General features: G+C 66.9%; 20 protein-coding genes, 1 pseudogene and 1 riboswitch. Of the genes and pseudogenes, 13 read left to right on the top strand and 8 right to left on the bottom strand.

Going from position 1 to position 26,540, the window contains the following annotated elements; all coding sequences use genetic code 11:
• The first annotated feature begins 200 nt into the window (after window positions 1-200).
• From RUU78_RS09960 to RUU78_RS09970, 3 genes are all read left to right on the top strand, one after another.
• Window positions 201-482, top strand: a complete 282-nt coding sequence (locus tag RUU78_RS09960) for a polyhydroxyalkanoic acid system family protein (RefSeq protein ID WP_313916133.1) — start codon at window positions 201-203, stop codon at window positions 480-482.
• 84 nt (window positions 483-566) lie between these two features.
• Window positions 567-1,847 (top strand): patatin-like phospholipase family protein, encoded by a 1,281-nt coding sequence (locus tag RUU78_RS09965; RefSeq protein WP_313916134.1) that lies wholly within the window; start codon window positions 567-569, stop codon window positions 1,845-1,847.
• A gap of 179 nt (window positions 1,848-2,026) precedes the next feature.
• Window positions 2,027-2,545 (top strand): phasin family protein, encoded by a 519-nt coding sequence (locus RUU78_RS09970; RefSeq protein ID WP_313916137.1) that lies wholly within the window; start codon window positions 2,027-2,029, stop codon window positions 2,543-2,545.
• 255 nt (window positions 2,546-2,800) lie between these two features.
• On the opposite strand, the gene dnaJ is transcribed toward RUU78_RS09970, so the two are convergent.
• From dnaJ to hrcA, 4 genes are all read right to left on the bottom strand, one after another.
• Window positions 2,801-3,928: a molecular chaperone DnaJ gene (gene dnaJ, locus RUU78_RS09975; protein ID WP_313916173.1), complete on the bottom strand. Its 1,128-nt coding sequence runs from the start codon at window positions 3,926-3,928 to the stop codon at window positions 2,801-2,803.
• 110 nt (window positions 3,929-4,038) lie between these two features.
• A complete protein-coding gene (gene dnaK, locus RUU78_RS09980) occupies window positions 4,039-5,958 on the bottom strand; it encodes a molecular chaperone DnaK (protein ID WP_313916138.1) in 1,920 nt (639 codons plus the stop codon).
• Window positions 5,959-6,076: 118 nt separating this feature from the next.
• The gene (grpE, locus tag RUU78_RS09985) at window positions 6,077-6,610 is read right to left on the bottom strand and encodes a nucleotide exchange factor GrpE (protein ID WP_313916140.1); all 534 of its coding nucleotides are present in this window, start codon (window positions 6,608-6,610) and stop codon (window positions 6,077-6,079) included.
• Between the two features lie 104 nt (window positions 6,611-6,714).
• On the bottom strand, window positions 6,715-7,776 hold the full coding sequence (hrcA, locus tag RUU78_RS09990; protein ID WP_313916142.1) for a heat-inducible transcriptional repressor HrcA: 1,062 nt from the start codon (window positions 7,774-7,776) through the stop codon (window positions 6,715-6,717).
• A gap of 191 nt (window positions 7,777-7,967) precedes the next feature.
• Between hrcA and recN the strand changes: the two genes are divergently transcribed.
• The 10 genes and pseudogenes from recN (at window position 7,968) to RUU78_RS10040 (ending at window position 19,175) form a co-directional block, all read left to right on the top strand.
• The gene (gene recN, locus RUU78_RS09995; protein ID WP_313916144.1) at window positions 7,968-9,641 is read left to right on the top strand and encodes a DNA repair protein RecN; all 1,674 of its coding nucleotides are present in this window, start codon (window positions 7,968-7,970) and stop codon (window positions 9,639-9,641) included.
• A 154-nt stretch (window positions 9,642-9,795) separates the two neighbouring features.
• Window positions 9,796-10,003: riboswitch (cobalamin riboswitch) on the top strand.
• A 141-nt stretch (window positions 10,004-10,144) separates the two neighbouring features.
• Window positions 10,145-11,998, top strand: coding sequence for a TonB-dependent vitamin B12 receptor (gene btuB / locus RUU78_RS10000; RefSeq protein ID WP_313916146.1), 1,854 nt, complete (start codon window positions 10,145-10,147; stop codon window positions 11,996-11,998).
• An 84-nt stretch (window positions 11,999-12,082) separates the two neighbouring features.
• Window positions 12,083-12,685, top strand: coding sequence for a hypothetical protein (locus RUU78_RS10005; RefSeq protein ID WP_313916147.1), 603 nt, complete (start codon window positions 12,083-12,085; stop codon window positions 12,683-12,685).
• Window positions 12,682-13,383: a cob(I)yrinic acid a,c-diamide adenosyltransferase gene (cobO, locus tag RUU78_RS10010; protein ID WP_313916149.1), complete on the top strand. Its 702-nt coding sequence runs from the start codon at window positions 12,682-12,684 to the stop codon at window positions 13,381-13,383. Before RUU78_RS10005 ends, cobO begins: the two co-directional genes overlap by 4 nt.
• A 26-nt stretch (window positions 13,384-13,409) precedes the next feature.
• Window positions 13,410-14,297 carry an adenosylcobinamide-phosphate synthase CbiB gene (gene cbiB / locus RUU78_RS10015; RefSeq protein ID WP_313916150.1) on the top strand — a complete coding sequence of 296 codons (888 nt, stop codon included), beginning with the start codon at window positions 13,410-13,412 and terminating at the stop codon, window positions 14,295-14,297.
• Window position 14,298: 1 nt separating this feature from the next.
• Window positions 14,299-15,267, top strand: a pseudogene (gene cobD / locus RUU78_RS10020) (threonine-phosphate decarboxylase CobD); the annotation flags it as partial.
• Window positions 15,268-15,480: 213 nt separating this feature from the next.
• The gene (locus RUU78_RS10025) at window positions 15,481-16,959 is read left to right on the top strand and encodes a cobyric acid synthase (protein ID WP_313916174.1); all 1,479 of its coding nucleotides are present in this window, start codon (window positions 15,481-15,483) and stop codon (window positions 16,957-16,959) included.
• Window positions 16,947-17,462, top strand: coding sequence for a bifunctional adenosylcobinamide kinase/adenosylcobinamide-phosphate guanylyltransferase (cobU, locus tag RUU78_RS10030; protein ID WP_313916152.1), 516 nt, complete (start codon window positions 16,947-16,949; stop codon window positions 17,460-17,462). The genes RUU78_RS10025 and cobU overlap by 13 nt, the downstream gene beginning before the upstream one ends.
• Complete coding sequence (gene cobT, locus RUU78_RS10035) at window positions 17,462-18,514, top strand: nicotinate-nucleotide--dimethylbenzimidazole phosphoribosyltransferase (protein WP_313916153.1); 1,053 nt, start codon at window positions 17,462-17,464, stop codon at window positions 18,512-18,514. Before cobU ends, cobT begins: the two co-directional genes overlap by 1 nt.
• Window positions 18,515-18,602: 88 nt before the next feature.
• Entirely contained in the window at window positions 18,603-19,175 is a 573-nt protein-coding gene (locus RUU78_RS10040) for a histidine phosphatase family protein (protein ID WP_313916155.1), read from the top strand.
• 22 nt (window positions 19,176-19,197) lie between these two features.
• Here the strand turns inward: RUU78_RS10040 and RUU78_RS10045 are convergent, their stop codons facing one another.
• The 4 genes from RUU78_RS10045 to RUU78_RS10060 form a co-directional block, all read right to left on the bottom strand.
• Window positions 19,198-20,403 (bottom strand): hypothetical protein, encoded by a 1,206-nt coding sequence (locus tag RUU78_RS10045; protein ID WP_313916157.1) that lies wholly within the window; start codon window positions 20,401-20,403, stop codon window positions 19,198-19,200.
• 121 nt (window positions 20,404-20,524) lie between these two features.
• Complete coding sequence (locus RUU78_RS10050; protein WP_313916159.1) at window positions 20,525-20,902, bottom strand: hypothetical protein; 378 nt, start codon at window positions 20,900-20,902, stop codon at window positions 20,525-20,527.
• Entirely contained in the window at window positions 20,899-24,453 is a 3,555-nt protein-coding gene (locus RUU78_RS10055) for a DEAD/DEAH box helicase (protein ID WP_313916161.1), read from the bottom strand. The genes RUU78_RS10050 and RUU78_RS10055 overlap by 4 nt, the downstream gene beginning before the upstream one ends.
• A complete protein-coding gene (locus RUU78_RS10060) occupies window positions 24,450-26,540 on the bottom strand; it encodes a hypothetical protein (protein ID WP_313916162.1) in 2,091 nt (696 codons plus the stop codon). The genes RUU78_RS10055 and RUU78_RS10060 overlap by 4 nt, the downstream gene beginning before the upstream one ends.

Consider the following 26,540-nt stretch of genomic DNA (forward strand, 5'->3'; position numbering starts at 1 on the left):
TGGCTCACGGTGGCTCCGAAAACAACGGCTCGCTTCACCATAGGATTCGTTCGCTCCGCGACCCTCTCGCTTGAAATGCGCGCCGACGCCGCAATCCTGGCCGCATGCGGCACTGCGTCACACCGTCTACGCGGCCTCGGGCATCATAGAGCAAAGCTCCCGGGCCACAAGCCTGCAAACTCCTATCGCGGAATCCAGCAATGCCTTCGATCGATATCCGTCACAAGCACGCAAAACCCGTCAAGGAAGCCAAGGTCGCGGTCACCGAAGTTGCCGAGGAAATCTCGAAGAAATTCGATCTCACCTGGGGCTGGAAAGGCGACGTGCTGCACTTCGAGCGCTCCGGCGTGAACGGCAAGATCGCGCTGGAAAAAGGGCAGGTCCATGTGACCGCCGAACTCGGGTTTCTGCTGTCCATGCTCAAGCCGGCCGTGGAAAAGGAAATCGCGAAGCGGCTCGTGCAGCATTTCGGCGTGGCGTAGCGCAGCCGATACCCGTACCCCGCAACCGGCGCGCACCGACGGTACGCGCCTACAATCGGTCAGTTGCCTCAACTCCGGATTGCCATGCTCGTCATCCAGGCCGCCAGCCAGCCGCCCCGACCGCGTCGCGAACCCCGCCTGGGACTGGCCGTTGCCGGCGGCGGTCCGATCGGCGGCATGTACGAACTGGGCGCATTACGCGCGATCGAGGATGCGATCACCGGCCTCGACGCGAACGGACTCGGTGCCTACGTTGGCGTGAGCTCCGGCGCCTTCATCGTCGCGGGTCTCGCCAATCAGTTCAGTTCCGCCGAGATGTGCCGCATCTTCCTGACCGGCGACTCGCATGAAGCACGCTTCTCGCCCGACCTGTTCGTGCAGCCGGCGCTGGCGGAATATCTGCGCCGCGCCGGGCGCACGCCGCGCGTGCTCGCCGAATGGCTCGCCGATTTCGCGCGCAATCCGCTGCGGCAGAGCGTGACCGACAACCTCCTGCGTCTGGGCAGCCTGCTGCCGACGGGACTGTTCGACAACGAGTCGATCGAAGCCTTCCTGCGCGCTCTGTTCACGCGCGAGGGCCGCAGCAACGACTTCCGCACGCTGCCGCGCAAGCTGTTCGTGATCGCGGTGGAACTCGACAGCGGCAAGGCTGTGCGCTTTGGCGCACCCGGCTTCGACGACGTGCCGATTTCGCGCGCGATCCAGGCCAGCTCTGCCCTTCCCGGCCTCTACCCGCCGGTGCGCATTGGCGGCAAGCTCTACGTCGACGGCGCGCTGCAGCGCACCCTGCATGCCTCGGTCGCACTCGACCAGGGTGCGGATCTCGTCATCGGCATCAACCCGATGGTGCCCTTCGACGCGGTTAGCGCACAGGCGAGCGGCACTGACCCAACCGGCAGCCTGATCGACAAGGGGCTGCCCGCAGTGCTGTCCCAGACCTTCCGCACGCTGCTGCAGTCGCGCATGCAGGCCAGCCTGTCCAAGTACAAGCGACACTATCCGAAGTCCGACGTCGTTCTGTTCGAACCTAACCCGGACGATGCGCGGATGTTCTTCACCAACGTTTTCAGCTACGCCAACCGGCTGCAGGTCGCCGAGCATGCCTACCGCTCCACCCTGGCCGACCTACGCGCGCGGCGTGACGACCTTGCGCCGTTGCTGGCGCGCCACGGGCTGGTGCTGGACGAGGCCATCCTCGCGGATACGAACCGCAATATTCATGACGGCCTGCGCAACGCACCGACGCGGCGCAGCGCCGTGACGCAGCGCCTGCGGACGGCGCTGGACGAGCTCGAAGGGCTGGTCGGCCATGTCGCGGTGTCGCCGCACCGACACTCGGGCGCGCAAAGACAGTCACATTCATAAATTTTCACTAAGGAACATAGTAAAAATTCAGCGCCGCAAGCGATGCAGACCGCGCTGCGCACGCGGCGCGCCGCACGACGCGGGGTTTGCATAGTGTGAATATTCTAGCCCCCGCCCCGAGACTGCTTCGCAATCTTGGGCGTATTGGCGTACCGGGAGTCCCACACGAGGAGCATCGTATGAGCAAACCGAAACTGAAAGCCAAGTCCAAGGACAAGTCGTCGCCGAAATCGGCGGACCACCTGGGCAAGTCGATCATGGAATCCGCCCAGCAGATCTGGCTCGCCGGCCTCGGCGCATTCGCCAAGGCGCAGGAAGAAGGCACCAAGCTGTTCGACACGCTGGTGCGCGAAGGCACCAGCCTCGAGCAGAAGACCCGCAAGCTCGCTCTGGGCAAGGCCGACGAAGTACGCGGCGCCGTCGAAAGCAGCGTCAGCCAGGTCAAGGAACGTACCCAGGAAACCTGGGACAAACTGGAAAAAGTCTTCGAGGAGCGCGTTTCGCGCGCGCTCGGCAAGCTCGGCGTACCAGGCCGAAAGGAACTCAACGAAATCGCCGAGCGCGTCGAAGCCCTGTCTCGCGATATCCGCAAACTGAACGTCAAGCCGGCCCGCGCCACCGCAACCGCCGCCAGCAAGCCGGCCGCCGCACCCAAGGCCAAGCGTCAGCCGAAAGCCAAGCCGGCCGCCGCCGAATAAGTCGTCGCTTCCCGCTTCATAACAACGCCGGCCGCCCCTGACGGCGGCCGCACGTTTTCAGCCCGTCAATCACCAACGACGCCAGGATCCCTCCCCCTGGTTTCTGGTTGACGGGCTTTTTTGTGTCTGGTGCGGGAATGGGGAATGGGGAACCGTTCAAGGCGAAGCGAAGCCATCCAGGATGCGCGCTCGCTCACTGAGCGTTGTCCCGCTCCGCTCTTACGATTCCCGATTCCCGACTCCCCATTCCCACCCTCAGGAAGTCATGCGTTCCCAGAACTGCTTGACGCCGTCGAACCACGAGTTCGCCCGTGGTGTGTGCGCGCCGGGCTCGGCACCTTCGAACGTGCTTTCCAGTTCTTCCATCAGCTCGCGCTGGCGCTTGGTCAGCTTGACCGGCGTCTCGATCACGACGCGGCAATGCAGGTCGCCGAGGCGGCCGGAGCGAACGTTCTTGACGCCCTTGCCGCGCAAGCGGAACAGCTTGCCGGTCTGGGTTTCCTGCGGCAGCGTGATGGTGGCTTCGCCCTCCAGCGTCGGCACCTTGAGTTCGGCACCGAGCACCGCCTGGGTAAAGCGGATCGGCACTTCGCAGTACAGATCGTCGCCTTCGCGCTGGAAGATGCCGTGCTCGCGCACGCGCACTTCGACGTACAGGTCGCCCGGCTCGCTGCCGGCGGGACCGGCTTCACCCTGCCCGGCCAGACGAATGCGGTCGCCCGAATCCACGCCGGCGGGGATCTTCACCTGCAGGGCGCGCTCGTCTTCGACGCGGCCTTCGCCGCGGCAGTCCTTGCACGGATTGGCGACCGCCTTGCCGCTGCCGGCGCAGTGCGGGCAGACCTGCTGCACCGAGAAGATGCCCTGCTGCATACGCACGCGGCCATGGCCGCGGCAGGTCGAGCAGGTGGACGTCTTTCCGTCCTTGCTGCCGGAACCATTGCAGGTCTTGCAGCCGACGAGGGTCGGCACCTCGATCGTCCGCTCGACGCCGAACACAGCTTCTTCGAGGTCCAGCTCGATCACGTAGCGCAGGTCGGAGCCACGCCGGGGACGTCCGCCACCGCGGCCGCCGCCGAAAATGTCGCCGAAAATGTCGCCAAAAATGTCGCCGACATCGGCGCCGTGGAAGCCGCCGCCGCGACCGCCGCCCATGCCCTGCTCGAACGCGGCATGCCCGTACTGGTCGTACATCGCGCGCTTCTGCTTGTCGCAGAGGATCTCGTAGGCCTCCTTGGCCTCCTTGAATTTCTCCTGCGCGTCGGCGTCCGGATTGCGGTCCGGGTGGTACTTCATCGCCAGACGGCGGAAGGCTTTCTTGAGGTCGTCCTCGCCGGCGGTCTTTTCGACGCCGAGGATTTCGTAGTAATCGCGCTTGGCCATAGTCATGTTTGCCGCGATGCCGGCAATCCCCTGGTTTCGATTTCATTGCCTGAATAAACAAAACGGACAGCCGTTCGGACTGTCCGTCTTGTCTTCAGCGGGAAAGCGTCTTACTTCTTGTCGTTGACTTCGGTGAACTCGGCATCGACGACGTCGTCCTGCGCCGCGCCGCTGGTGTCGGCCTGGGCCTGCGGACCGGCATCGCCGCCCTGGCCCTGCGCCGCGGCAAACAGCGGCTGCGCGACTTCCTCAAGCTTGGTCGTGCGTGAGTCGATCGCGGCCTTATCGTCGCCCTTCATGACCTTCTCGAGATCGCTCAGCGCTTCCTCGATGCGGCCCATGTGGTCGGCGACCTTGCCGCCATGCTCCTTGATCGCGTCGCGCGTCGCATGGACCAGCTGGTCCGCCTTGTTGCGCGAGGCGATCAGCTCATGGAACTTCTTGTCTTCTTCCTTGTTGGCTTCCGCGTCGCGGACCATGCGCTGGATCTCGTCGTCCGACAGGCCCGAGCTGCCCTTGATCTCGATGCGCTGTTCCTTGCCGGTGTTCTTGTCCTTGGCCTGCACGTGCAGAATGCCGTTCGCGTCGATGTCGAAGCCGACTTCGATCTGCGGCGTGCCGCGGCGTGCCGGCTCGATGCCGGACAGGTCGAACTTGCCGAGCGACTTGTTCGCGCTGGCGCGTTCGCGCTCGCCCTGCAGCACGTGCACGGTGACCGCGGTCTGGTTGTCGTCGGCCGTGGAGAAGATCTGCGAGGCCTTGGTCGGGATCGTCGTGTTCTTCTCGATCAGCTTGGTGAACACGCCACCGGCCGTCTCGATGCCCAGCGACAGCGGGGTCACGTCGAGCAGCAGCACGTCCTTCACGGTGCCGCCCAGCACGCCGCCCTGGATCGCCGCGCCGACAGCGACAGCTTCATCCGGGTTGACGTCCTTGCGCGGCTCCTTGCCGAAGAAGTCCTTCACCGCTTCCTGCACCTTGGGCATGCGCGTCATGCCGCCGACCAGGATCACTTCGGTGATGTCGGCCATACGCAGACCCGCATCGTTGAGCGCGATGCGACACGGTTCGATCGTCTTCTTGACCAGGTCGTCCACCAGCGCTTCGAGCTTGGCACGCGTGAGCTTGATGTTCAGATGCTTCGGGCCCGAAGCATCCGCCGTCACGTACGGCAGGTTGACTTCGGTCTGGTGCGAGGACGACAGCTCGATCTTCGCGCGCTCGGCCGCGTCCTTGAGGCGCTGCAATGCGAGCGGATCGTTGCGCAGATCGATGCCCTGGTCCTTCTTGAATTCCTCGACGAGATAGTCGATGACGCGCTTGTCGAAGTCTTCGCCGCCGAGGAAAGTATCACCGTTGGTCGCGAGCACTTCGAACTGCTTCTCGCCGTCGATCTCGGCGATCTCGATGATGGACACGTCGAACGTGCCGCCGCCGAGGTCATAGACCGCGATCTTCTTGTCCTTGCCACTGCCCGCCTTGTCCAGGCCATAGGCCAGCGCCGCCGCGGTCGGCTCGTTGATGATGCGCTTGACTTCCAGACCCGCGATGCGGCCGGCGTCCTTGGTCGCCTGGCGCTGCGAATCGTTGAAGTAGGCCGGCACGGTGATCACAGCTTCCGTAACCGGTTCACCAAGGAAATCCTCGGCCGTCTTCTTCATTTTCATGAGGATCTTGGCCGAGATTTCCTGTGGCGACAGTTTCTTGCCGTCGCTGGTCGCGACCCAGGCGTCGCCGTTGTCGTGCGCGACGATGCCGTAAGGCACCAGGTCGAGGTCTTTCTTGACTTCCGCATCGGTGAACTTGCGGCCGATCAGGCGCTTCACCGCGTAGAAGGTGTTCTTGGGGTTGGTCACGCCCTGGCGCTTGGCCGACGCGCCGACGAGCGTTTCGCCGTCCTTCGTGAACGCGACGATCGAGGGGGTGGTGCGGTCGCCTTCGGAGTTCTCGATGACGCGCGCGGTACCGCCTTCGATGATCGCCACGCACGAATTGGTCGTGCCCAGATCGATGCCGATGATTTTGCCCATTGCTTAGCTCCTCGAATTGATTCTTCGACCCTGCCGGATCGTTGCTGCGGCGGTATTTGTAGTCGCGCGGCGCTTATTCAAGATCCCGTCCGCGCACTCTGCCCGCCTCACGGAAATCTCAGTTCGCGACCACGACCATGGCCGGACGCAGCAGCCGGTCGTTGAGCACGTACCCGGTCTGCAACGTGTTCACCACGGTGCCGGACGCGTGCGCCGGGCTGTCGACCAGGCTGACTGCCTGATGCAGTTCCGGATTGAACGGCTGGTTGGTCGGCTTGAGGGCCTTGAGGCCGTTGGACTCGGCGACCTTGAGCAGCGCCTTGTAGGTCAGGTCCAGACCCTGGCGCATCGCGGCGACGTCGGCGGTTTCGACCGCCAGCCCGCCTTCCAGGCCGTCGCAGACCGGCAGCAGGTCAGAAAGCAGGCGCTCGTTGGCGAATTTGCGCGCCTGTTCCAGATCCCGCTGCAGGCGGCGGCGTTGGTTTTCCAGCTCGGCGCGCTCGCGAAGCAGGGTGTCGCGCATCTCGGCCGCGGCGGTCTCCGCCTGGGCGAGCTGCTGGCTCAGGGCTTCCAGATCGGCGTTCAGCGCGGCTTCCGCCGCCGACAAGCCTTCTTCTGCGCCCGTTGTACCGGTCGATTCGTTGTTTTGCATGGATTCTCCAGCGAGTGTGCTTCCCGTCCCCACGGGACGCAGGACCGATCGTTACGGATCGTCCCGCAAGGGCGCGGCATGATACGGATTGACAAGTCCCGACGCTATTGGGGCGCCTGGTTGCGGTTCAAGGCGCCGGACAGGATATGAGCGGTCGCCTGCACCAGCGGGATCACGCGCTCGTAGGCCATGCGGGTCGGCCCGATCACGCCGAGCACGCCCAGTACGCGGCCGCCCACGCCATAAGGCGCGGTGACCAGGCTGTAGTTGTCCAGCGCCGCGAAACCCGACTCCTCGCCGATGAACAGACGTACGCCCTCGGCCCGGGCGCAGCGCTCGAGCACGGCGAGCAGGTCGCGCTTGCGCTGGAAGGCGTCGAACAGTTCGCGCAGGCGGTCGAGGTTGGACAGGTCGTGCACGTCCATGAGGTTGGTCTGGCCAGCGACAAACATATCCGGCTGCGGCGCGCTGCTCTGGAACGCGGCCTGGGCCAGCTCCACCGTCGTGGTCATCAGCCGCGTCATCTGGGTGCTGGTTTCCTGCATCTCGCGCAGCAGGCGCAGGCGGATCTCGTCCAGGCGCTGGCCGGAAAACTGCGCATTGAGGAAATTCGCGACCTGTTCCAGTTCGCTGGCGGAATAGGCGCGTTCCAGCTCGATGACCCGGTTTTGCACCTGACCGTCGACGAAGACCAGGATGACCAGGGTGCGGCGTTGGTCCAGCGGCACGAAGTCGATGTGCCGGAACGGGACTTCCTGATGCTGCGGCACGGTCACCACACCGACGAAATGGCTGACCTGGGACAGCAGCGACGAGGCACTGTTGAGCAGGTCCGGCGTCGTCGCCGTCGCCGGCAGCTCGCGCCGCAGCTCTTCCACCTGCGGCTCGCCGAGCGGGCGCACTTCGAGCAGCGAGTCCACGAACACGCGATACCCCTGCACGGTCGGTATGCGACCGGCCGACGTATGCGGCGCGGCGACTAGCCCCAGTTCCTCGAGATCCGACATGACATTGCGGATGGTCGCCGCACTCACGTCCAGCCCCGACGACCGCGCCAGGGCCCGCGACCCTACCGGCTGCCCCTCCGCCACGTACTGCGACACGAGCGTGCGCAGCAACTGCCGCGCGCGCGGGTCCAGCGGAAGATGGGGAGAGTGTCGCGACATGGGTCAGCAGCATAGCCGAACGCCCGTCCTATTCATCACACCCCCCAACGAACGAAGCCGCATCCGCGTCCGGCCAGGGTCGCGGGGAACCGGTGTCGCCAACCAGGCGACGCCATCAAAGCCTCCCCAGTCTTGGGAGATGCGACGGCTTCGCGCTAGCATGCGCGCCCGCCATGCCGTCGGAAAACGCGATGCTGCGCTCGTTGTACGTCAAGGACTTTGCCATCGTCGGCGAGGCCGACATCGCCTTGCAGCCCGGCCTAAGCGTGGTGACGGGCGAAACCGGCGCCGGCAAGTCCCTGCTGGTCGACGCACTGCTGCTGCTCAGCGGCGGCCGCTCAGACGCCGGTGTGATCCGCAGCGGCTGCGAGCGCGCCGAACTGACCGCCGAATTCGACCTGTCGGATTCGCCCGCCGCGCGTGACTGGCTGGCGGCCGAAGAACTCGATGACGAAGGCGCCTGCCGGTTGCGCCGCGTGATCCGTACCGAGGGCAGTTCGCGCGCCTGGATCAACGGCCGCCCTGTCACCCTGTCCCAGCTCTCGGCGCTGACCGGACACCTGATCGAGATCCACGGCCAGCACGAGCACCAGGCCCTGCTGGACCGCACCCATCAGCTGCAGCTGCTCGACGCCTTCGGCGGCCACGCCGATGCGCTCGCGGCGGTGCGCCAGCCGGCCCGGCGCTGGCGCGAGCTCGGCCAGCGCATGGCGTCGCTGGGCAACGCCGGCGACAGCGGCGAAGACCTCGCCCGACTCGAGCGCCAGCTCGAGGATCTCGACCGCCATGCCCTGACCGAAGCGCAGCTCGCCGAACTCAACGACCTGCACAGGCGCCTGGCCAACGCAGGCCAGCTCGTCAACGGCAGTGCCAGCGTCGCCGAGCTCATCGACGGCGACAGCGAATTCGCCGTGCGCCGCTCGCTCGCGCGCGCGCGCCAGGAATTGGCCCGCCTGGCCGAGCTGGACCCGTCGCTGGCCGTGACGGTCGAACTCGTCGAAAGCATCGAGATCCAGCTCGGCGAAGCCGGCGATGCACTGTCGCGCTACCAGGACGGGCTGGAACTGGATCCGGAGCGCCTGCTCGAGACCGAAAACCAGTTGTCCAAGCTGCACGAACTCGCGCGCCGCCACCGCCTGCCGATGGATGAGCTCAAGGCGCGCGCCGAAGAGCTGCGTCTGGAGGTCGACGAACTGCGCAATGCCGGTTCGCTGCGCCAGGACCTGGAGCGCGAACGCGGCGCCGCGGCCGCCGACTACCGCAAGGCCGCCGCGCAGTTGAGCGCTTCGCGCGCCGCCGCCGCGCAGCGCCTGGCCGCGGAAGTCAGCGCACTCATGGGCGAGCTCGGCATGAGCGACGGCCGCTTCGAAATCGCGCTCGAGCCCGCGGCGAAGGACGATCCGGATGCGCTCGGCGCCGAGCGCTGCGAATTCCTCGTCAGTGCGAATCCGGGCCAGCCGGCGCGTGCACTGCGCAAGGTTGCCTCGGGCGGCGAACTGTCGCGCATATCACTTGCCATCGAGGTCGCCGCGCTGGGCCTCGACGATGTCGGCACCATGGTCTTCGACGAAGTCGACTCGGGCATCGGCGGCGCCGTCGCTGAAGTCGTCGGACAGAAATTGCGCCGCCTCGGCGGCTCGCGCCAGGCACTGTGCGTCACACATCTTGCACAGGTCGCCGCGCAGGGCCACCAGCACTTTCGCGTCAGCAAGCAGACCGCCGACGGGCAGACCTTCACGCGCATCGAGGCGCTGGACGAAAAGTCCCGCCGCGACGAAATCGCCCGCATGCTCGGTGGCATCGAGATCACGAAGGAAACGCTGGCGCACGCCCGGCAGATGCTGGAGCGGGCGCGAACGCGGTAGCGTGCCGACGCATGAGTCTCCGGCGACCAGATGCCTGCACGGCAGGCGTTTGGCGGCGCTGTGGAGATCGGGCGCTGAGTGCAGGAGCGGTAGTATCAGGACTAGTTCTGAGCTTCCCCTGGGGCGCAAATGGCGCCCACCGTTGCAGCCTGCTACCATCCGCGCCGCTTCAGGTGGCGCGAAGACGGTTGGCCGTCCAGACGCTTAAACGGGAAGCCGGTGTGTATCCCGGCACTGCCCCCGCAACGGTAAACGAGTCAAGCGCGGCACTACGCCACTGGAGCGATCCGGGAAGGCGCCGCGTCCGGAGCCCTTGCTCCAACTCGTGAGTCCGGAGACCGGCCTGCAGCGGTCCAGACGCGCATTCGCGCGCCGGTCCTGGTGGTGCTGCGGAGGGCGGCGCCGCGGTGAACGTGCCCCCGGCTCAGTCTCCGCTGCTCATTCCTTCCGCGCATCGAATTTTTTCGCTGTTCGACCGCGCGGGTGAGCGCGGAGGAATCTTCATGCACCGTACGACGCTTTGCGCGGCCATTGCCGCGCTCCTGACCCTGCCCTGCGCGCCCCTGCGCGCCGAACCCGACCCGCATATCCCCGCACTCGACGATGTGATCGTCACCGCGACGCGCACCGCCGTGACCGTCGACGACAGCCTCGCACCCGTCAGCGTGATCACACGCGAGGACATCGAGCGCCTGCAGGCGCGCTCGCTGATCGATCTTCTGCGCGGACTGCCCGGCGTATCGATCTCGAGCAACGGTGGCGCCGGCAAGCAGGCCTCGCTGTTCCTGCGCGGCGCCGAATCCGACCACCTGCTCGTGCTCGTCGACGGCGTGCGCGTGGGCTCGGCCACGGCTGGTAGCGTCGCCTTCCAGGATCTGCCCGTCGAGCAGATCGAACGCATCGAAGTGGTCCGCGGCCCGCGCTCGAGCCTGTACGGTTCCGAAGCAATCGGGGGCGTGATCCAGATCTTCACGCGCCGCGGCCGCGGCCAGGGCGTCAGCCCGAACTTCAGCGCCACCGTTGGCAGCGACAACACACGCGAAGCGACTGCCGGCGTGAGCCTCAACAGCGAGCAGGGCTGGCTCGCTGCCCATCTCGCCCATGCCGACACCGACGGCTTCAACTCCTGCCGCGGCCGCGCCTCGCCGGGCGCGGGCTGCTTCACCGACGAGCCAGACGACGATCCGTACCGCAATTCCTCGGTCACACTCAACGGCGGCTGGCGCTTCGGCGAAGCCGGCGACCTGCAGGCCAACGTGCTGCGCGCCGAAGGCCGCAACGCCTATGACGGCAGCTTCGTCAACGAATCGATCTACCGCCAGCAGATCGTCGGCACGCGACTGCGCCTGCAGGCGCATGAGCGCCTCGTGCTGAGTGTCGGCGCCGGCCAGAGCCGCGACGATTCCGACAACTTCGGCAGCGGCGTCTTCCAGAGTCAATTCAATACACGCCGCGACAACTACTCGGTGCAAGGCGACATCGGTTTCGCCGAGCAGCATCTGCTCAGCGTCGGTGCCGACTACGTCAACGACGCAGTCGACGGCACGACGGCGTACGACGAAGACGCGCGCAGCGTCACCGGCGTGTTTGCCCAGTACCAGGGCAAGGCCGGTGCACACGACGTCGAGGCCAGCCTGCGCAACGACGACAACGAACAGTTCGGCGCGCACACGACCGGCGGCCTGGCCTGGGGCTATGCGTTCAGCGACACGCTGCGCTTCATCGCCAACTACGGCACCGCGTTCAAGGCACCGGCCTTCAACGAGTTGTATTTCCCGGGCTTCGGCAACGCCAGCCTCAAGCCGGAAGAATCGCGCAGCGTCGAGATCGGCCTGCGCGGCCATGGCGACCTCGGACGCTGGGAAGTGCAGGCCTTCGATACGCGTGTCGACGACCTGATTGCCTACGACGCCGCGATCTTCGCCCCGGGCAACGTCGACGAGGCGCGCATCCAGGGCCTGGAAGCCAGCTTGGCGGTCGACCTGGCCGGTTGGGCGCTCAATGCCAGCCTGACCCTGCTCGATCCGGAAAACGCCTCCGGCGGCAGCAACGACGGCAATGTGCTGCCGCGCCGCGCGCGCCAGTCCGGCCGCATCGACATCGACCGCCGTTTCGGCGCCTTCGGCATCGGCGCGACCGTCGATGCTCAGGGCAAACGCTACGACGATCTCGGCAACACGCGTCGTCTCGGCGGCTACGCCACGCTCGACCTGCGTGCCGAATACGCGTTCTCGCCCGACTGGCTGCTGCAGGGCCGTGTCTCCAACGTGGCCGACCACGACTACGAGACCGCCGCGTTCTACAACCAGGCCGGCCGCAGCTATTTCCTCACCTTGCGCTACCGCCCGGCGCAGTAGACCGATGCGCGGCGTCGAAGCCGGTCTTCGGCGCCGCGGCACCCGCCGGACACATCGCTCACCCTTGATCGCCAGGAGTAGTCCATGAAGTTCCTGCCCATGAAGTTTCTACCCACCGCAAAGCAATCGCTGATCCTGCTGGCCCTCATGGGGCTCATGCTGGCGACGCGCTACCACCATTTCGGCGCCGCGCTGCACCTGCCGGATGCGTCGATGGCGATCTTCTTCGTTGCGGGCTTCTACCTGGCCGGCACCGTCGCGCTGCCGATCCTGATGCTCGAGGCCGGCCTCATCGACTACATCGCGATCAGCATGGCCGGCGTCAGCGATTTCTGCGTCACGCCGGCCTATTCCATGCTCGTCGTCGCCTATGGCGTGCTCTGGTACGGCGGCGCGTTGTACGCGAACAAGTTCTACACGCCCACTCTTTCCACCCTGCTGCCAGCTGGCCTGATCGCGCTGGCGAGCTGCCTGCTCTCGTTCCTCGTCTCCAACGGCTCGTTCTACTGGATGGGCGGCCGCTACGCCGATCCGCATTTCGCCGAGTTCGTGCAGCGCTTCATGCAGTACATGCCGAGCTTCGTCAGCGTGGCCATGGCCTACATAGCAGCATTCGGCGTGGCCCACGCGATCGGCGTGATCGCCCTCGGCGACAAGAGCGCCGGTTCGATGAACAAGGCCCGATGAGCACCGGTGAGGTCGACGCGCCGGTACAAGGCCCGCGCGAAAGCACGCCGAGCGAAAACACCGTCATCGGCGCGAGCGATGCCCGCGCCGATGACGCCGATGCGCGGGCCCAGCGCCATCGCGAACGCATGCAGCGCAAGAAGACCGTCGTCGACGCGGGCATCGCCCGCGCGACGATCGAGCGCGGCGTCATCGTGGTCACGACCGGCAACGGCAAGGGCAAGAGCTCATCCGGCTTCGGCATGGTTGCGCGCGCGCTGGGCCACGGCCTGCGCGTCGGCGTCGTGCAGTTCATCAAAGGCAGCTTCGCCACCGGCGAGGAAGCCTTCTTCCGGCGCTTCCCCGACGAAGTCAGCTATCACGTCATGGGCGAAGGCTTCACCTGGGAAACCCAGGACCGCGAACGCGACATCCGCGCTGCGAGTGCTGCCTGGGCCATCGCCCGTAGCATGCTCGCCGATCCCGCCTTCGACCTGGTGCTGCTCGACGAACTCAACATCGCGCTGAAATACCAGTACATCGACGTGGACGCGGTCGTCGCCGCGCTGACCACGCGGCCGCCGCTACAGCATGTCGTCATCACCGGACGCGCCGCGCCGCCCGCATTGATCGAGGTGGCGGATACAGTGACGGAAATGAATGTAGTCAAGCACGCCTATCAGGCTGGCATCAAGGCGCAGAAAGGCATAGAGCTTTAGCAAACCCCAGCCCTGGAACCTTGACCGTGTGGGAATCCATCGTCTGCGCGCTGCTGCTGGACCATCTGTTCGGCGAGCCGCGCCGCGCACATCCGCTGGTCGCGTTCGGCCGCTATGCACGGTGGATCGAAACGCACCTGTACGCCGACCGGTTCGGGCGCGCGCCGTTCGCCGTGTTCGCGGCGATCGCGCCGTGGCTGCTGCTGGCCTGGGCGCTGAGTCGCATGGAACTTCTCCAGACGCTGGTCGGCATCGTCGTGCTGTACCTCGCGATCGGACTGCGCAGCCTGCGCGAGCACGCCCTGCCGGTGGCAGCCGCACTCGAACAGGAGCACATGGACGATGCGCGCAGGCTGGTTGCCCGCATCGTCAGCCGCGATACGGCCGACCTCGATGCCAGTCAGGTCGCCGCGGCAGCCACGGAATCCGTGCTGGAAAATGGCAACGACGCGGTATTTGCGGCGTTGTTCTGGTTTGTCGTCGCCGGTGCGGCCGGCGTGGTGCTGTACCGCCTCGCCAATACGCTGGACGCCATGTGGGGCTACCGCAACGCGCGCTACCGCCGCTTCGGCTGGTTCGCCGCGCGCCTGGACGACGCGCTGAACGGGATACCCGCGCGCCTGACCGCGCTGAGCTATGCGCTGGCCGGCCACTGCCGGCGCGCTATCGCCTGCTGGCGCCAGCAGGCAGCCGCATGGGACAGTCCCAATGCCGGGCCGGTCATGGCCGCCGGGGCGGGTGCGCTCGGCGTTCGGCTCGGCGGTCGCGCGCCGTATGACGGGCACTGGCACGAGCGCCCCGCGCTGGGCTGGGGCGATGCGCCCGATGCGCAGGCGATCCGCCGCGCACTACACTTGCTCTACCGAGCCGTCGCGATCTGGCTCGTCGCGCTGCTCCTGATCGGAATGCTCTGACATGCTCGAACACGGCGGCCGGCTGCGGCGCGCAGCGCAGGACTACGGCATCGCGCTGGAACACTGGCTGGATGTTTCAACCGGCATCAACCCCGAGGGCTGGCCGCTGCCGGCCATTCCGCGTGAGGCCTGGACGCGGCTGCCCGAAGACGAAGACGGCCTCGACGCGGCCGCCTGCGACTACTACGGCTGCAACGCCGCGCTGCCGGTGGCGGGCACGCAGGCAGCGATACGGATACTGCCGACCTTGCGCACAACCGGCCGGGTCGGTGTGCTCGCACCGTCCTATGCGGAGCATGCGCACGCCTGGACCGCGGCAGGCCATGACGTGCGTACACTCGAGGCGTCAGCGCTGTTCGATACCGCCGATGAATTCGACGTGGTCGTGTTCGTCAACCCGAACAACCCGACCGGCGAATGCCTGCCCGCCGCCGCGCTGCTCGCCCTGCACGCGCGCCTCGCTGCGCGCGGCGGCTGGCTCGTCGTCGACGAAGCCTTCATGGACCTGACGCCCGCGCAGAGCCTGGCCGCGTTCACCGACCGCGACGGTCTGATCGTGCTGCGTTCCCCGGGCAAGTTTTTCGGTCTCGGCGGCGCGCGCGCGGGCTTCGTGCTGGCCGCGCCGCCGCTGCTGGACGAACTGCGCCGGCGCCAGGGGCCGTGGTGTGTCGCTGCCCCCACGCGCTGGCTGCTGCTTCAGGCCTTCGCCGATGCGGGCTGGCCGGCACAAGCGCGCACGCAGCTGGCCGCCCGCTCCGCACGGCTGCGCACGGTGCTGCAGCTGCATGGGCTGACGGCGGTTGGCGGCACCGATCTGTTCCAATGGATAGAAATTCCCAATGCAAGGGAATGGCATCTGGCGCTCGCGCGCGAGGCGGTATTGACACGCCTGTTCGCGTCGCCGCCCAGCCTGCGCGTCGGCCTGCCGGGCGACGAAGGCGGCTGGCAGCAGCTCGACATGGCGCTGCGCAACGCGGCACGGCGGGTCCGGGAGGAAGAACCGCCACCCGTGCCCACCGCGCCCGCGCCGGAGCGCGCCGAGGACGACGCCGATCCGTTCCGCGCCGACGCGCGAGCCATGCCGGACGCCGTGCCGCCGACGCGGTCGGTGCCGTCGCAGACGACCGAAAGCCCGCCGAACCCCGCACGAGCCGCCGGATCCGCCGCGACCGCCGGCGTGCTCATGGTCCAGGGCACGACCTCCGATGCGGGCAAGAGCACACTGGTCGCCGGCTTGTGCCGCTGGCTACACCGGCGCGGTATCGCGGTCGCGCCGTTCAAACCGCAGAACATGGCGTTGAATTCCGCCGTGACCGTCGACGGCGGCGAGATCGGCCGCGCCCAGGCGCTGCAGGCGCAAGCGGCCGGGATCGCGCCGCATAGCGATTTCAATCCCATCCTGCTCAAGCCCTGCAGCGACACGGGGGCGCAGGTCATCGTCCACGGCCGCGCCGTCGGCAACCTGCAGGCGGCCGCCTATCACGACTACAAGCGTGTCGCGATGGACGCGGTGCTGGCCTCGCATCGCCGCCTGTGCGCGCAGTACCGCGCCGTCATCGTCGAGGGAGCCGGCAGTCCGGCGGAAATCAACCTGCGCGCGAACGACATCGCCAACATGGGCTATGCGGAAGCGGTCGACTGCCCGGTGATCCTGATCGCCGACATCGATCGCGGCGGCGTGTTCGCTCATCTCGTCGGCACGCTCGCGCTGCTCTCGGCCAGCGAACAGGCGCGCGTGAAAGGGTTCGTCATCAATCGCTTCCGCGGCGACATCGCCCTGCTCCAGCCAGGCCTCGACTGGCTCGAACGCGAGACCGGCAAGCCCGTGCTCGGCGTACTGCCCTACCTGCAGGGACTGCATCTCGACGCCGAGGATGCATTGCCGCGCGAGCACGGCGGCGGTGGCGACGAAACGCTGCGTGTCGTGGTGCCGGCCCTGCCGCGCATCAGCAACCACACCGATTTCGACGCGCTGCGGCTGCATCCGGACGTGGCGCTCTCCTACGTCGGCCCGGGCGAGCCGGTTCCTGCGGCCGACCTCATCGTGCTGCCCGGCTCCAAGTCCGTGCGCGCCGACCTGGCCTGGCTGCGCGCGCAGGGCTGGGAAGCGGCGCTGCACAGACACCTGCGCTACGGCGGCAAGCTCATCGGCATCTGCGGCGGACTGCAGATGCTCGGCACGCGCATCGACGATCCGCTCGGCATCGAAGGCCCACCCGGCAGCAGCGCCGGCTTCGGACTGCTCGAGCTGGAAACGACGCTGGAAGCACACAAACAGCTGCGCAACGTCAGCGGCACGCTGCGGCTCGGCGACCGCGCGAGTGCCGTCGTCGGTTATGAAATCCACTGCGGCGTCAGCCGCGGCGCGGCACTGGAACACCCTGTGCTGCAGCTGGACGACGGCCGCAGCGATGGTGCGCAGTCGGCCGACGGCCAGATCGCTGCGTGCTATCTGCACGGCCTGTTCGACGCGCCCGACAGCGGCGCGACGCTGCTGCGCTGGGCCGGACTCGCGGGCGCCCGGTCGGTCGACCGCAACGCGTTGCGCGAACAGGCCCTAGACGTGCTGGCCGATGCGATCGAGCAGCATCTGGACCTCGCCGCACTCGAACGCCTGCTCGGCATCGGCGCCCCCGCCGCGGAGGCCTCGTGCGTACCCTGATCCTCGGCGGCGCGCGTTCGGGCAAAAGCGCGCTGGCCGAACGCCTGGCCGCGCGCCACGACGCCGTGCTCTACATCGCCACCGCCGCGGCCGGCGACAACGAGATGGCGCAACGCATCCTGCATCACCGCGGGCGCCGCCCGGCACATTGGGCAGTGTGTGAAACACCGCTGCTGCTCGCCGCAACGCTGCAGCGCGAAACCCATGCGGCACGCTGTGTGCTGGTCGACTGCCTGACCCTATGGCTCAGCAACCTGCTGTGCAGCCACGACACGACGCTGTTCGCGCGCGAACGCGCGGCGCTGCTCAACCTCATCGGCGAACTGCCGGGCGAGATCATCCTCGTCAGCAATGAAGTGGGCCAGGGCGTGGTGCCGCTGGGCGAACTCACGCGCCGCTTCGTCGACGAAGCCGGCCGGTTGCATCAGGATCTGGCGGCACGCTGCGAGCGCGTCGTCTTCACCATCGCGGGACTGCCGCACGTACTCAAGGGAACGCTCTGATGTCGTTGGACTGGCTGCACGACCCGGCTCATGCGATCGACGAAACGGCACGCGCTGCCGCGCTGGTGCGCCAGGGCCGCCTGACCAAGCCACCCGGATCGCTCGGCGAACTCGAAGCACTCGCGGTGACCCTGGCCGGGCTGCAGCAGCGCGACTGCCCGCGCGTCGACGCCGTGCAGATCAGCATCTTCGCCGCCGACCACGGCATCGCGGCGGAAAACGTATCAGCCTTCCCACAGGCCGTCACCGGCGAGATGGTGCGCAACTTCGCCAACGGCGGCGCCGCCATCAGCGTGCTCGCGAGCGAACTCGGCGCGACGCTCGAGGTGGTGCACCTGGGTACGGTCAACGATCCGGGCCCGCTCCCGGGCGTGCGGCGCGACTGGATTGCGCCGCAAAGCCACAATTTCCTGCATGCCCCGGCGATGGAGCCGGCGCAGCTGCAGCGCGCACTCGACGCCGGCCGCAGCAGCGTTGCAGCGGCGGCCGGAGCCGGCGTACAGCTGTTCATCGGCGGCGAAATGGGCATCGCCAACACCACTGCGGCAACCGCACTGGCCTGCTGCCTGATCGACGCGAGCCCGCACGCGCTCGCCGGTGCCGGCACCGGGCTCGACGCCGCCGGAATCCGCCACAAGGCCGACATCGTCAGCCAGGCAGTCGCCTTCCACCGCGCCTTCGCGATCGATCCGGTCGAATCCCTGCGCCGTCTCGGCGGTTTCGAGATTGCCGCGCTGGCCGGCGCGTATATCGCCGCGGCGCAGGCCGGCATCACGGTTCTCGTCGATGGCTTCATCAGTTCCGTCGCCGCGCTCTCGGCCGTGCATATCCATCCCGGCTGCCGCGACTGGCTGCTGTTTGCCCACCGCTCCGCCGAACGGGGCCACGCGCGCGTGCTCGATGCGCTCGATGCCGCACCGCTGCTGGATCTGCGCCTGCGCCTGGGTGAAGGCAGCGGCGCCGCGGTCGCCGTGCCGCTGCTGCGTGCGGCGTGCGCACTGCATGCCGGCATGGCGACGTTCGACGAAGCTGGGGTTTCCAACCGCCAATGACACGAAAGCAACCCGGTAGCCGCCCGCGCACCCCGCGACGCAGCGCGGCCGACGCCCTCAACGCCGAACGCCGTACCCGCGTGAACCGATGCCGCTGCACCTGATGCGTCACGGCACCACCGGCCAGCCGAGCTATCGCGGCCAGATCGACGACCCGCTGAACGAACTCGGCTGGCAGCAGGCGCGCGCAGCGGCGGACAGCGGCACGTGGGAGCTCGTGGTTTCGTCCACCTTGCGGCGTTGTTCAGATTTTGCGCGCGAGTTTTGCGTGAAGCGTGGACTGCCACTGCAATTCGATGCACGCCTCGTCGAATACCATTTCGGCGACTGGCAGGGACGCACCATCGCCGATCTCGAACGCAGCGAGGCGGCGCAACTGGCCGCCTATCGCGCAGATCCGCAACGGCACCCGCCGCCACGCGGCGAAGACTTCGACGCATTCGGCCGGCGCATCGCCGCCGCGCTCGATGCGGTCGCCGCTCAGCGCGCCGGACGCGCTCTCGTCATCACACATGGCGCGGTGATCCGCTGGGTGCAGTGCCGGCTCGCCGGCCTGCCGTTCGGCGCGATCGCCGAAACCGGCATCGCAAACGCCTCGTTGCATCCGACCGCATGGCCCGCGTCGCATACCGCCGCGGTGGACTCACGCCAGGACGCCTGAACACCGTTGCGCAGAGACGGCGCTATTCGCGCGTCGCAGGCAGGGCTTTGCCGCACTGCGGATCTCCCTGCCGCGCAACCGCAACCATGCGGTAGTCGCTTCGGCCCGCCACGCGAAAGAACCACGACGCATCATCACCGTCGCGCAACTCGACCTGCACCGCGTCGCCACCTGCGCACGCGGTCGTGTCGCCGAACCCGAATGACGCGTCCTTGCGCACGGCCTGCATCTGCGCGTGCGCGCGCTCGAGCGCCGTGGCAGACGCCTGGTACGACCAGAACCGCGCCGCCAGCCAGCTCGACACGATCCATTCGTCGACAAAGTCGCGCGGCGAATCCGCGACCGGCGCGACCCGCAGCGGCGGCGTTCCCGAGACGTCATAGCGCCGGATGAACTCGCGATTGTGAACATCCGAATCGACGCTCGCGCCGCGGAAGCGCAGTTCGGCATGGCCGGCATCGACGCTCAGGCGCCCCATGTCATCGCCACCCCACCACAGACTGTCGCTGACGCTCAGCACCACGAGCGGACGATGAGCATCGGCGCCCGGACGCAGCACCGTGTAGTCGATGGTCGACCAGCTCGAACTGCACCAGGGCCGGATATGCGACACCGCCGCAAACCAGCGCCCGTCGGCGTCGCGAGGCGAAACGGCGTGCTGGAACGCCTCCCACGCGCCGTCGATGCGGGTATACGGCGCGCTGGTCCACTGCAGCACACGGCGCCAGCCGCCTTCGTGCGGCGCATACAAGAGCCACACTGCGTCGGAGCCGCAGGGGATGCCGATTTGCGCGACGACGCTGAGGAGCGCGCCATCGTGCTCCCGGCGTGATGCGAACCGCAGTGCCGGCGCCTCCTCGTCCCCTGCAACGTTGGTCATTGCAGATGCCGCAGATGCCGCCGTCAGCGCCTCGGCAAGCGTGCGGTCGAGCAATGTCGCATCCGGCCGCGCGTCGGCGCCGAGGCAGCCCACCTCGGCGTCGACCAGCGCCACCAGCTCACGCTTCAGGTCGATGATGGCTGCGGTCGTCGCCGGTGCCAGGTCGACATCGAGCATGGCGTTCGCGAGCACGGCTCGCCACAGCGCAGCGTGTGGTTCGGCGATGGCCAGAGCGCTGCGCTGCGCAGCCAGTTCCGCGCAGGCCGGCGTAGCGGCATTCGCCGCGCGCGGCGCCAAAGCGAGGCTGGCAAACAGGAGGCAAACGAGGCGTAGCAGGATGTTGTCCATAGACTTTCAACGATAGCCGAAACGAGGACGCCGATCTTCAATCGCCCGGCCAGCGATCAGGATTTCACCCAGGAAATGAAACGGGGTACGCCAGATCGACGCACGCGACCGGCCAGGGCATTCAAACCTCGTCCGCGCCGGTCAGCAGGTACTCGAGACGATCAGCTTCCTGTGCGACATGGCGAACCATACGCTGGAACTCTGCAGCGACCAGTCCTGCCTTCGCGATCCAGCTGCGCGCGGCGATATTGCCGTGCGCGTCGCGCTGGAATCCGACCAGTCGCGCGGATCCATTGCGCTGCCAGAGGGCTTCGACGCAAGCATAGGGCGACAAGGCAGCCACCGCTGCATCCACGACGAGCGAGGTCAGTTCGTAGCCGCGCTCGCGCTCCTGCACTTCCACGACATGGCCGCGCCCGTGCGCAAACCGCACCTCGACCCGATTGTCCGTCGCAAGCTGGAGATCACCTGCGCACCATGCCTGCCAAGGGTGGCTCATGGCACATCCCTCACCAGCTGTTCGGCGAGCACTGTCGTCAGCAGGTCATCCTTGCCGCCGAACCGGGCATGCTCGAGAAAATCGGCCAGTGGAAGCACCCGGCGCAGCAGCAGTCCGACCCGCTCGCTGTCGAAAGCACCGTCGCCGAGCAGCACATCATCCTCGGCCGTTAGGTCGAACACGAGATCCACCGGAGTCGCCGAGGCGACCAGCCGCAGCGACGTTGCCTCGACACGCTGCGCGATCTTGTCCAGACCGGCGCGCGACTCCGCTCGCCCGAGCGCGGTGATGCAGCGAACGAACGCGTCGCCATGGTCGGTCCGCAGTTGCAGACTGAACGGCTGCACCCGGCCATTGCCGAGCATCGCCGTCCCCAGCAGATCACCGCGCGGCGTTTCTCCGGCCCAATCGATGCACAAGCCGCCGAGCACGCCGACGCGCAGCTTCGCGAACCGCTCGCGCATCACGACCATCGGATCAGCCTCGACAAAAGCCGCTGCCTTTCCCGGCAATGCCCAGTCAGGCAGAGGAAAAGCGCTTCTGAGTACGCCGCCGACCGCCTCGACGCGCCGGCGTGGAGCAGCGAACTCGCGCGTGATATCGATGTGCTGTTCATCCAGGTCCGGCACAACCAAGCCAGCGTGCATCAAGTGCAGGAAGGTGTTCATGCGCTCCAGGACACGATCTACCTGAAGCACTTCGACAGTGTCGGGCAGGTACGGGAAATAGACCTGCAGTCGATCCTCGGGCTGCATCGGTGCGGTCAGCGACGCAAGACGGCGATCGGTCTGTGAGCGAACGCGGTCGATGCGGCCGGTACGCTGCTCCATCGACGACGGTGTCCACGCGATACCGTAGTGCATCACGGACGAACAGAACGTATGCAGATCCTCACCCTCCTGCAGCACGTCGGTCGCGACAAGAACGAAGGGATAGCCGGGCATGCGGAACTGCTGGATCAGACGGCGATTCACATTGCCGCCGCGGATACCGCCTACCGGCTGCTGCTGCGATAGCAGCGATACGATCCGCCGTGCTGCAAGGTCAACCGTCTTTTCCGTGGTCGTCTTCTCCGCCGTGCCGGCCAGGTTCACGTCGAGGATCAGCTCGAAATTCTGTGCAATCTCGCGCAGCTCGTCGAACGCGCCCCAGGACCGGTCGCGCAACGCGACGGTGCGCTGGCGCTCCAGGCACTGCAAGAACGCGCCCACGGGATCGTGGTCGCTGTCTGTGTCGTCGTTGTCCTCCTCACGCGCTTCGGCGGATCCGTCGGCGACGTCCGCGACGCTTGCCACATTCGGCGGCGAAGCCTTACGGCGCAGAGAAGTATGCTTTTCTATGACACTCAGGTACAGATCGATGAAGGCATGTCCCAGGCGTGCCGCCGCGGACAGCAGGGTGGCGCGTAGCATTTGCTCACGCACGGACTCGGCTGAAGTCTCGCCAGCGCCCTGCGCCACCGGCCAGATCGCGTCGCGCAGACGCCGGAAGCGCGCCTCGCGCAGACGCGTGAAGAACGTCGTGCGTTCGAGCATTGCCGGCGCATCGCGGCACTCGGCGGGACTCGGCGACTGGTGCCGGCGCGCTGCGTACTTCGCCTGACAGACAAGGTCCGAACGCCGCCGCAGCTCGGGATCTGCGCCGTGGTCCCTGAGCATCGCCAGCGCAGCAGCTTGCGCCGCTTCGAACCGTGCCTGCAGTGGCGCTCTGGCGGCGTCGCTCAGATAGCACCGGCTTTCCTCGCACAGGCGTCGATGCGCCTCGTCCGGCGCAAGGCCGCAGGCAAACGCGAACGCGGCGCCGACCGAACCTTCCGCGGCGTTCAGCAGCACCATGACGTCGTTGTCGGCGAAGAAAAGCGAGAAGCGGTCCGACGCGCGGCGAAACTGGTTCTGCAGGTACGCACCGCTGTAGAGGTCGCCGGCTGACTGCCCGCGGAAGAAGTAGGCAAAGAACGTGTCCTCGCCGCCCTCGTTGCTTATGTCGTCTTCCCCGTAGACCGTGCTTACGCTCTCGACGTGCCGGCTCGCGAGGTTCGCCTCGCGATATCGCGCAATGATGTCCTCGATGTCGGCGCGCAAGGCTGGTGCCAGTCGCGCGCGCAGCAACGCGAACAGCCACTGGTCGTAGCGTTCGTCGAGCTTGCGCTTGAGTTCTGCCACAGACGCGATGCGCCGGACGAAAACCAGGGTCTTGCGTCCCGTGTTCCAGGCATCGGCGAGACCGGCGACGACAGCATCCATCTTGGGATGTGGCATCTCCGCACCGAAGCGCCTGCGATAGTCCGCAGCAAGCCGGTTCAACGCCCCAACATCGACGCCGTCACGCTCGCGGTCGGACACGCTGCGATTCTGTTCATGGCCGTCGAAGGGTCCGTCCACCGCTTCATCGTCCTCGTGCGCATCGGTTTTGCGCAGCTTGGCAGTCTCGAGGAAACTCTCGAACGAGGCCAGCATGCCGATCTGGAAGGAGTTGTTGAACTCGCGGCCGCTGAGCAGTTCGCTGACCTTCTTCTGCACCAGGGCCACAATCAGTTTCTGTCGTTCCTCGGTGATCGCGATAGGCTGGTCATGCGTCTGCAGACCGCCCTCGCGCCACTCGCGGCGATACAGGTTCTTCGTCAGCGGCTTGCCGGCGACACGCATCGAAGTGACGCGGCGCACGAGGAACTCCGCCGCAACCGTCCTGCGTTCGGAATCTTGCAGATCAGCGCGGCGCAGCGGCTCGTAGCCGCCGGCCTTGTCGAATACATCCAGCTGGTTCCACAACTGTGCGTACGTGTCCTCGACCGGGGTTGCCGACAGGAACAGTACTCGGCTCGCGCGCGGCCCGTAACCCGGGAAACGTCGCTTCTGCTCGGTTGACAGCCGGGCGCGACCGAATGCCTCGGCGAGCACGGTATTGCGCGCCGACGTGCGGCCTTCGTAGCCGTGCTTGAGGTTGTGGGCCTCATCGACAATGACGAGATCGAACACTGGCAAGGCCGTGCAGATGGCGAGCGCGATGCTGCTCTTGCACGCGTGCTTGGACGAGACGTCGAAAGCGTCGCGGTCAAGACGCGGCAGTCGCTCGTGCCAGCGCTCGCGGGCGACTTTCCAGCTGTCCGGCGTGTCGCCCAGCGGAAGACTGAAACTGGTCATGCGCGCAAAGAATTCCTGCTCGCCGGACGTATCCACGAGACTGAGCAGGTCGCCGAGATTCGAGCACGGTGTCCGTTCGCGCGCCGGATCTCCCCACGCATGCCGTAGTGCCGGCCGAACGTTGTGGGAGACGAAATTCGTGAACTCCTTTATCCATTTGCGCTGGATGTTGTCGCGCGGCGCGATGACCAGCACGCGGAAGTCCGGATGGCGGCGGCGAAACAGCGCCAGCGCACCCAGCGCGACGTAGGTCTTGCCGAATCCGACCTCGTCGGCGAGATAGGCGACGCCACGCGTTTCCAGAATATTGTGCAAGGCCACCGCGCCTTCGAGCTGCTCCTGCGCGCGCGAGGCGGACTTGATGCGCGCGCCAAAATCGATGAGGTCTCGGGCTTCCTCGACGCTGATCATTGCGCCGGCTCCGTGGCGAGCGCGGTCGAACGCGTGATGAACAGCGGCTCGAACCAGGCAAGGAAACCCTGCATGCCTGCATCCTCGCCCTGGATTGCCTTGCGCACGTCGCACGAGCGGCCGATCAGGCTCTCGATACGCGCCAGATCCGCATCATGGTCTTCCCAGAACCGGGGTTCGTCCTGCGGCACCCATTGCCGCGCCTGCGCAAGCAGTTGCTGCGCGCACAGCAGCGTCAGGTAGTGCTCGACGCGGTCGCCGGTGCCGGCATCGAAATCCCCTAGGATCCGCTCCAGCAACGTGCCGAGGGAATCGTACTTGCAGCCGAACAGCCGGTACTCCGCATCGCGCAGGCGGCACTGCCGGATTGCGCCGGCGACGCCCTTCGCCACCCCGAACGACTCCGCCAGTCCCTGCTCAAGGCAGTGAAACGCGTGGAAGATGCCGGCATAGCGGTCGAACAAACCATCGGACTGTCGCAGCGGCAGCAGGCGCACGGCCTGCGGATCGTCGCCGCCGGCAACGCTCAGGGCGTGCGCTTCGGTATAGGCGCGACGCTGCTCGGGCGTCAGCATGGCCCAGTAGCGCAGGATGTCGGCCGGGCTCAGCGCCAGCACGAGCGAGGGTCGCTGCGCCATCCCCTCTTCCTGTACCAGCACCCGCTCGCCCGCGGCAGCGCCCCGCACACGCACCTCGATCAGCGACGATATGCCGAGCATTTCCTGGATCGCGATGCCGTCAGCGGCTGTCAGTTCTGTCCACTGCCGCGACGGCAGCGGCTGCAGCGGCAGCCCTTGGTGGTGCGCGCCATGCAGCATCAATGGCGGCGATGGCGTCGGACCGTCCCAGAACACGCGGCTGAGCTGCGTCGCCCACGAATGCGCAATCTGCAGTCGCGACTCGTCACACTCGCGCGTGCCTTCCGTCTCCTGGGCCGGCGCGAAACGATCCGGCGGCGATCCGGCTACCTCGAGCCACCAGTCCGGCTTTCGCGGCGCATCCACCTCGACCAGGAAGCCGCTCTCCCAGTTGCGTACCCTGCCCTGTCCGTCTTCCGCACCGCAGCCGGCAACGGTGAGGTTCGCCGAACCGACGTAGAGGATTTCGCGACCGCCGCGCACCGGCTGAAAGAACCGATAGACCTTTGCGTGCACAGTCCGTCGTTTGGCCTTGTCCGACTGTGCCGCGTGGAACGACTTCGGCAGCTCGGCCCAGTAGGTGTTCTTCGTCTGCGCCACGGCCCGGTAAAGCGCTTTGCCGCACAGCGCTTCGCCGGCGTCGTTGCGCGGCAGGAACACGCGCATCGCCTCCGGCTCGAATCTTCGCTGCAACGCAGTCACGGGCGCCGATTCCGGCCCACCGTCGAAATACGGCGAGATCACTTCGAGGTTCCATCCCTTGAGCGTGTCGTCGACGACATCGCCGATGAATGCCGGCAACGATTGTGTCCCCTGGTGCATGTGGGTGAGATAGCGCTGGTTGCGTGAACGACGCAGAGCGAGTGTCGTTTCCATGCGCAGGAATCCGCCGATTGCGTCGACGGCGGCATGCGGCGCAGTCGTTCTCGACGCCCCTTTCAGGTCATCGAGCAGATCGAGCAGCGGCTTGCGCAATCGCGTGTGGTCGCCGCTGGAGATCACCTCTACATGCGCCACTTCCACATTCCTCCACCATCCCGCTTCGGTGAGGTTCGCCGAGAGGCAGGCGCACAGCAGTGCGCGCGCATGCGGTGGCTCGGCCCCCTCGACCAGCACGAGTACGTTCTTCGGATGGAAGCAGGCCGCATGGTCCAGCCGCAGAGGAAAGCGTCCAATGTCGAGCTTCGAACTGCGCTGGCCGGGAACGAGACCGCGTTGATCGTAGTAGACCGCAATGTGTCCCGGAATCTCGCGCAACGCGTCTTCGAGCTGTGCAATGCGGACCTCAGCGACATGGCTGAATCCTCCGTCGAGGAACACCGGCAGGACTTCGGCCTCGAAGAAATCAGGCTCGAAGCGGAACGTCGTGAACACTGCCGAATGCACGCGCCGGCCCTGCATGTGCTGCTGGAAGTGTTCGGACAGTACGGCCTGCGGCGGTGCGCCCAT

The sequence above is a fragment of the Tahibacter sp. genome, from assembly GCF_032229445.1.
GTDB lineage: Bacteria > Pseudomonadota > Gammaproteobacteria > Xanthomonadales > Rhodanobacteraceae > Tahibacter.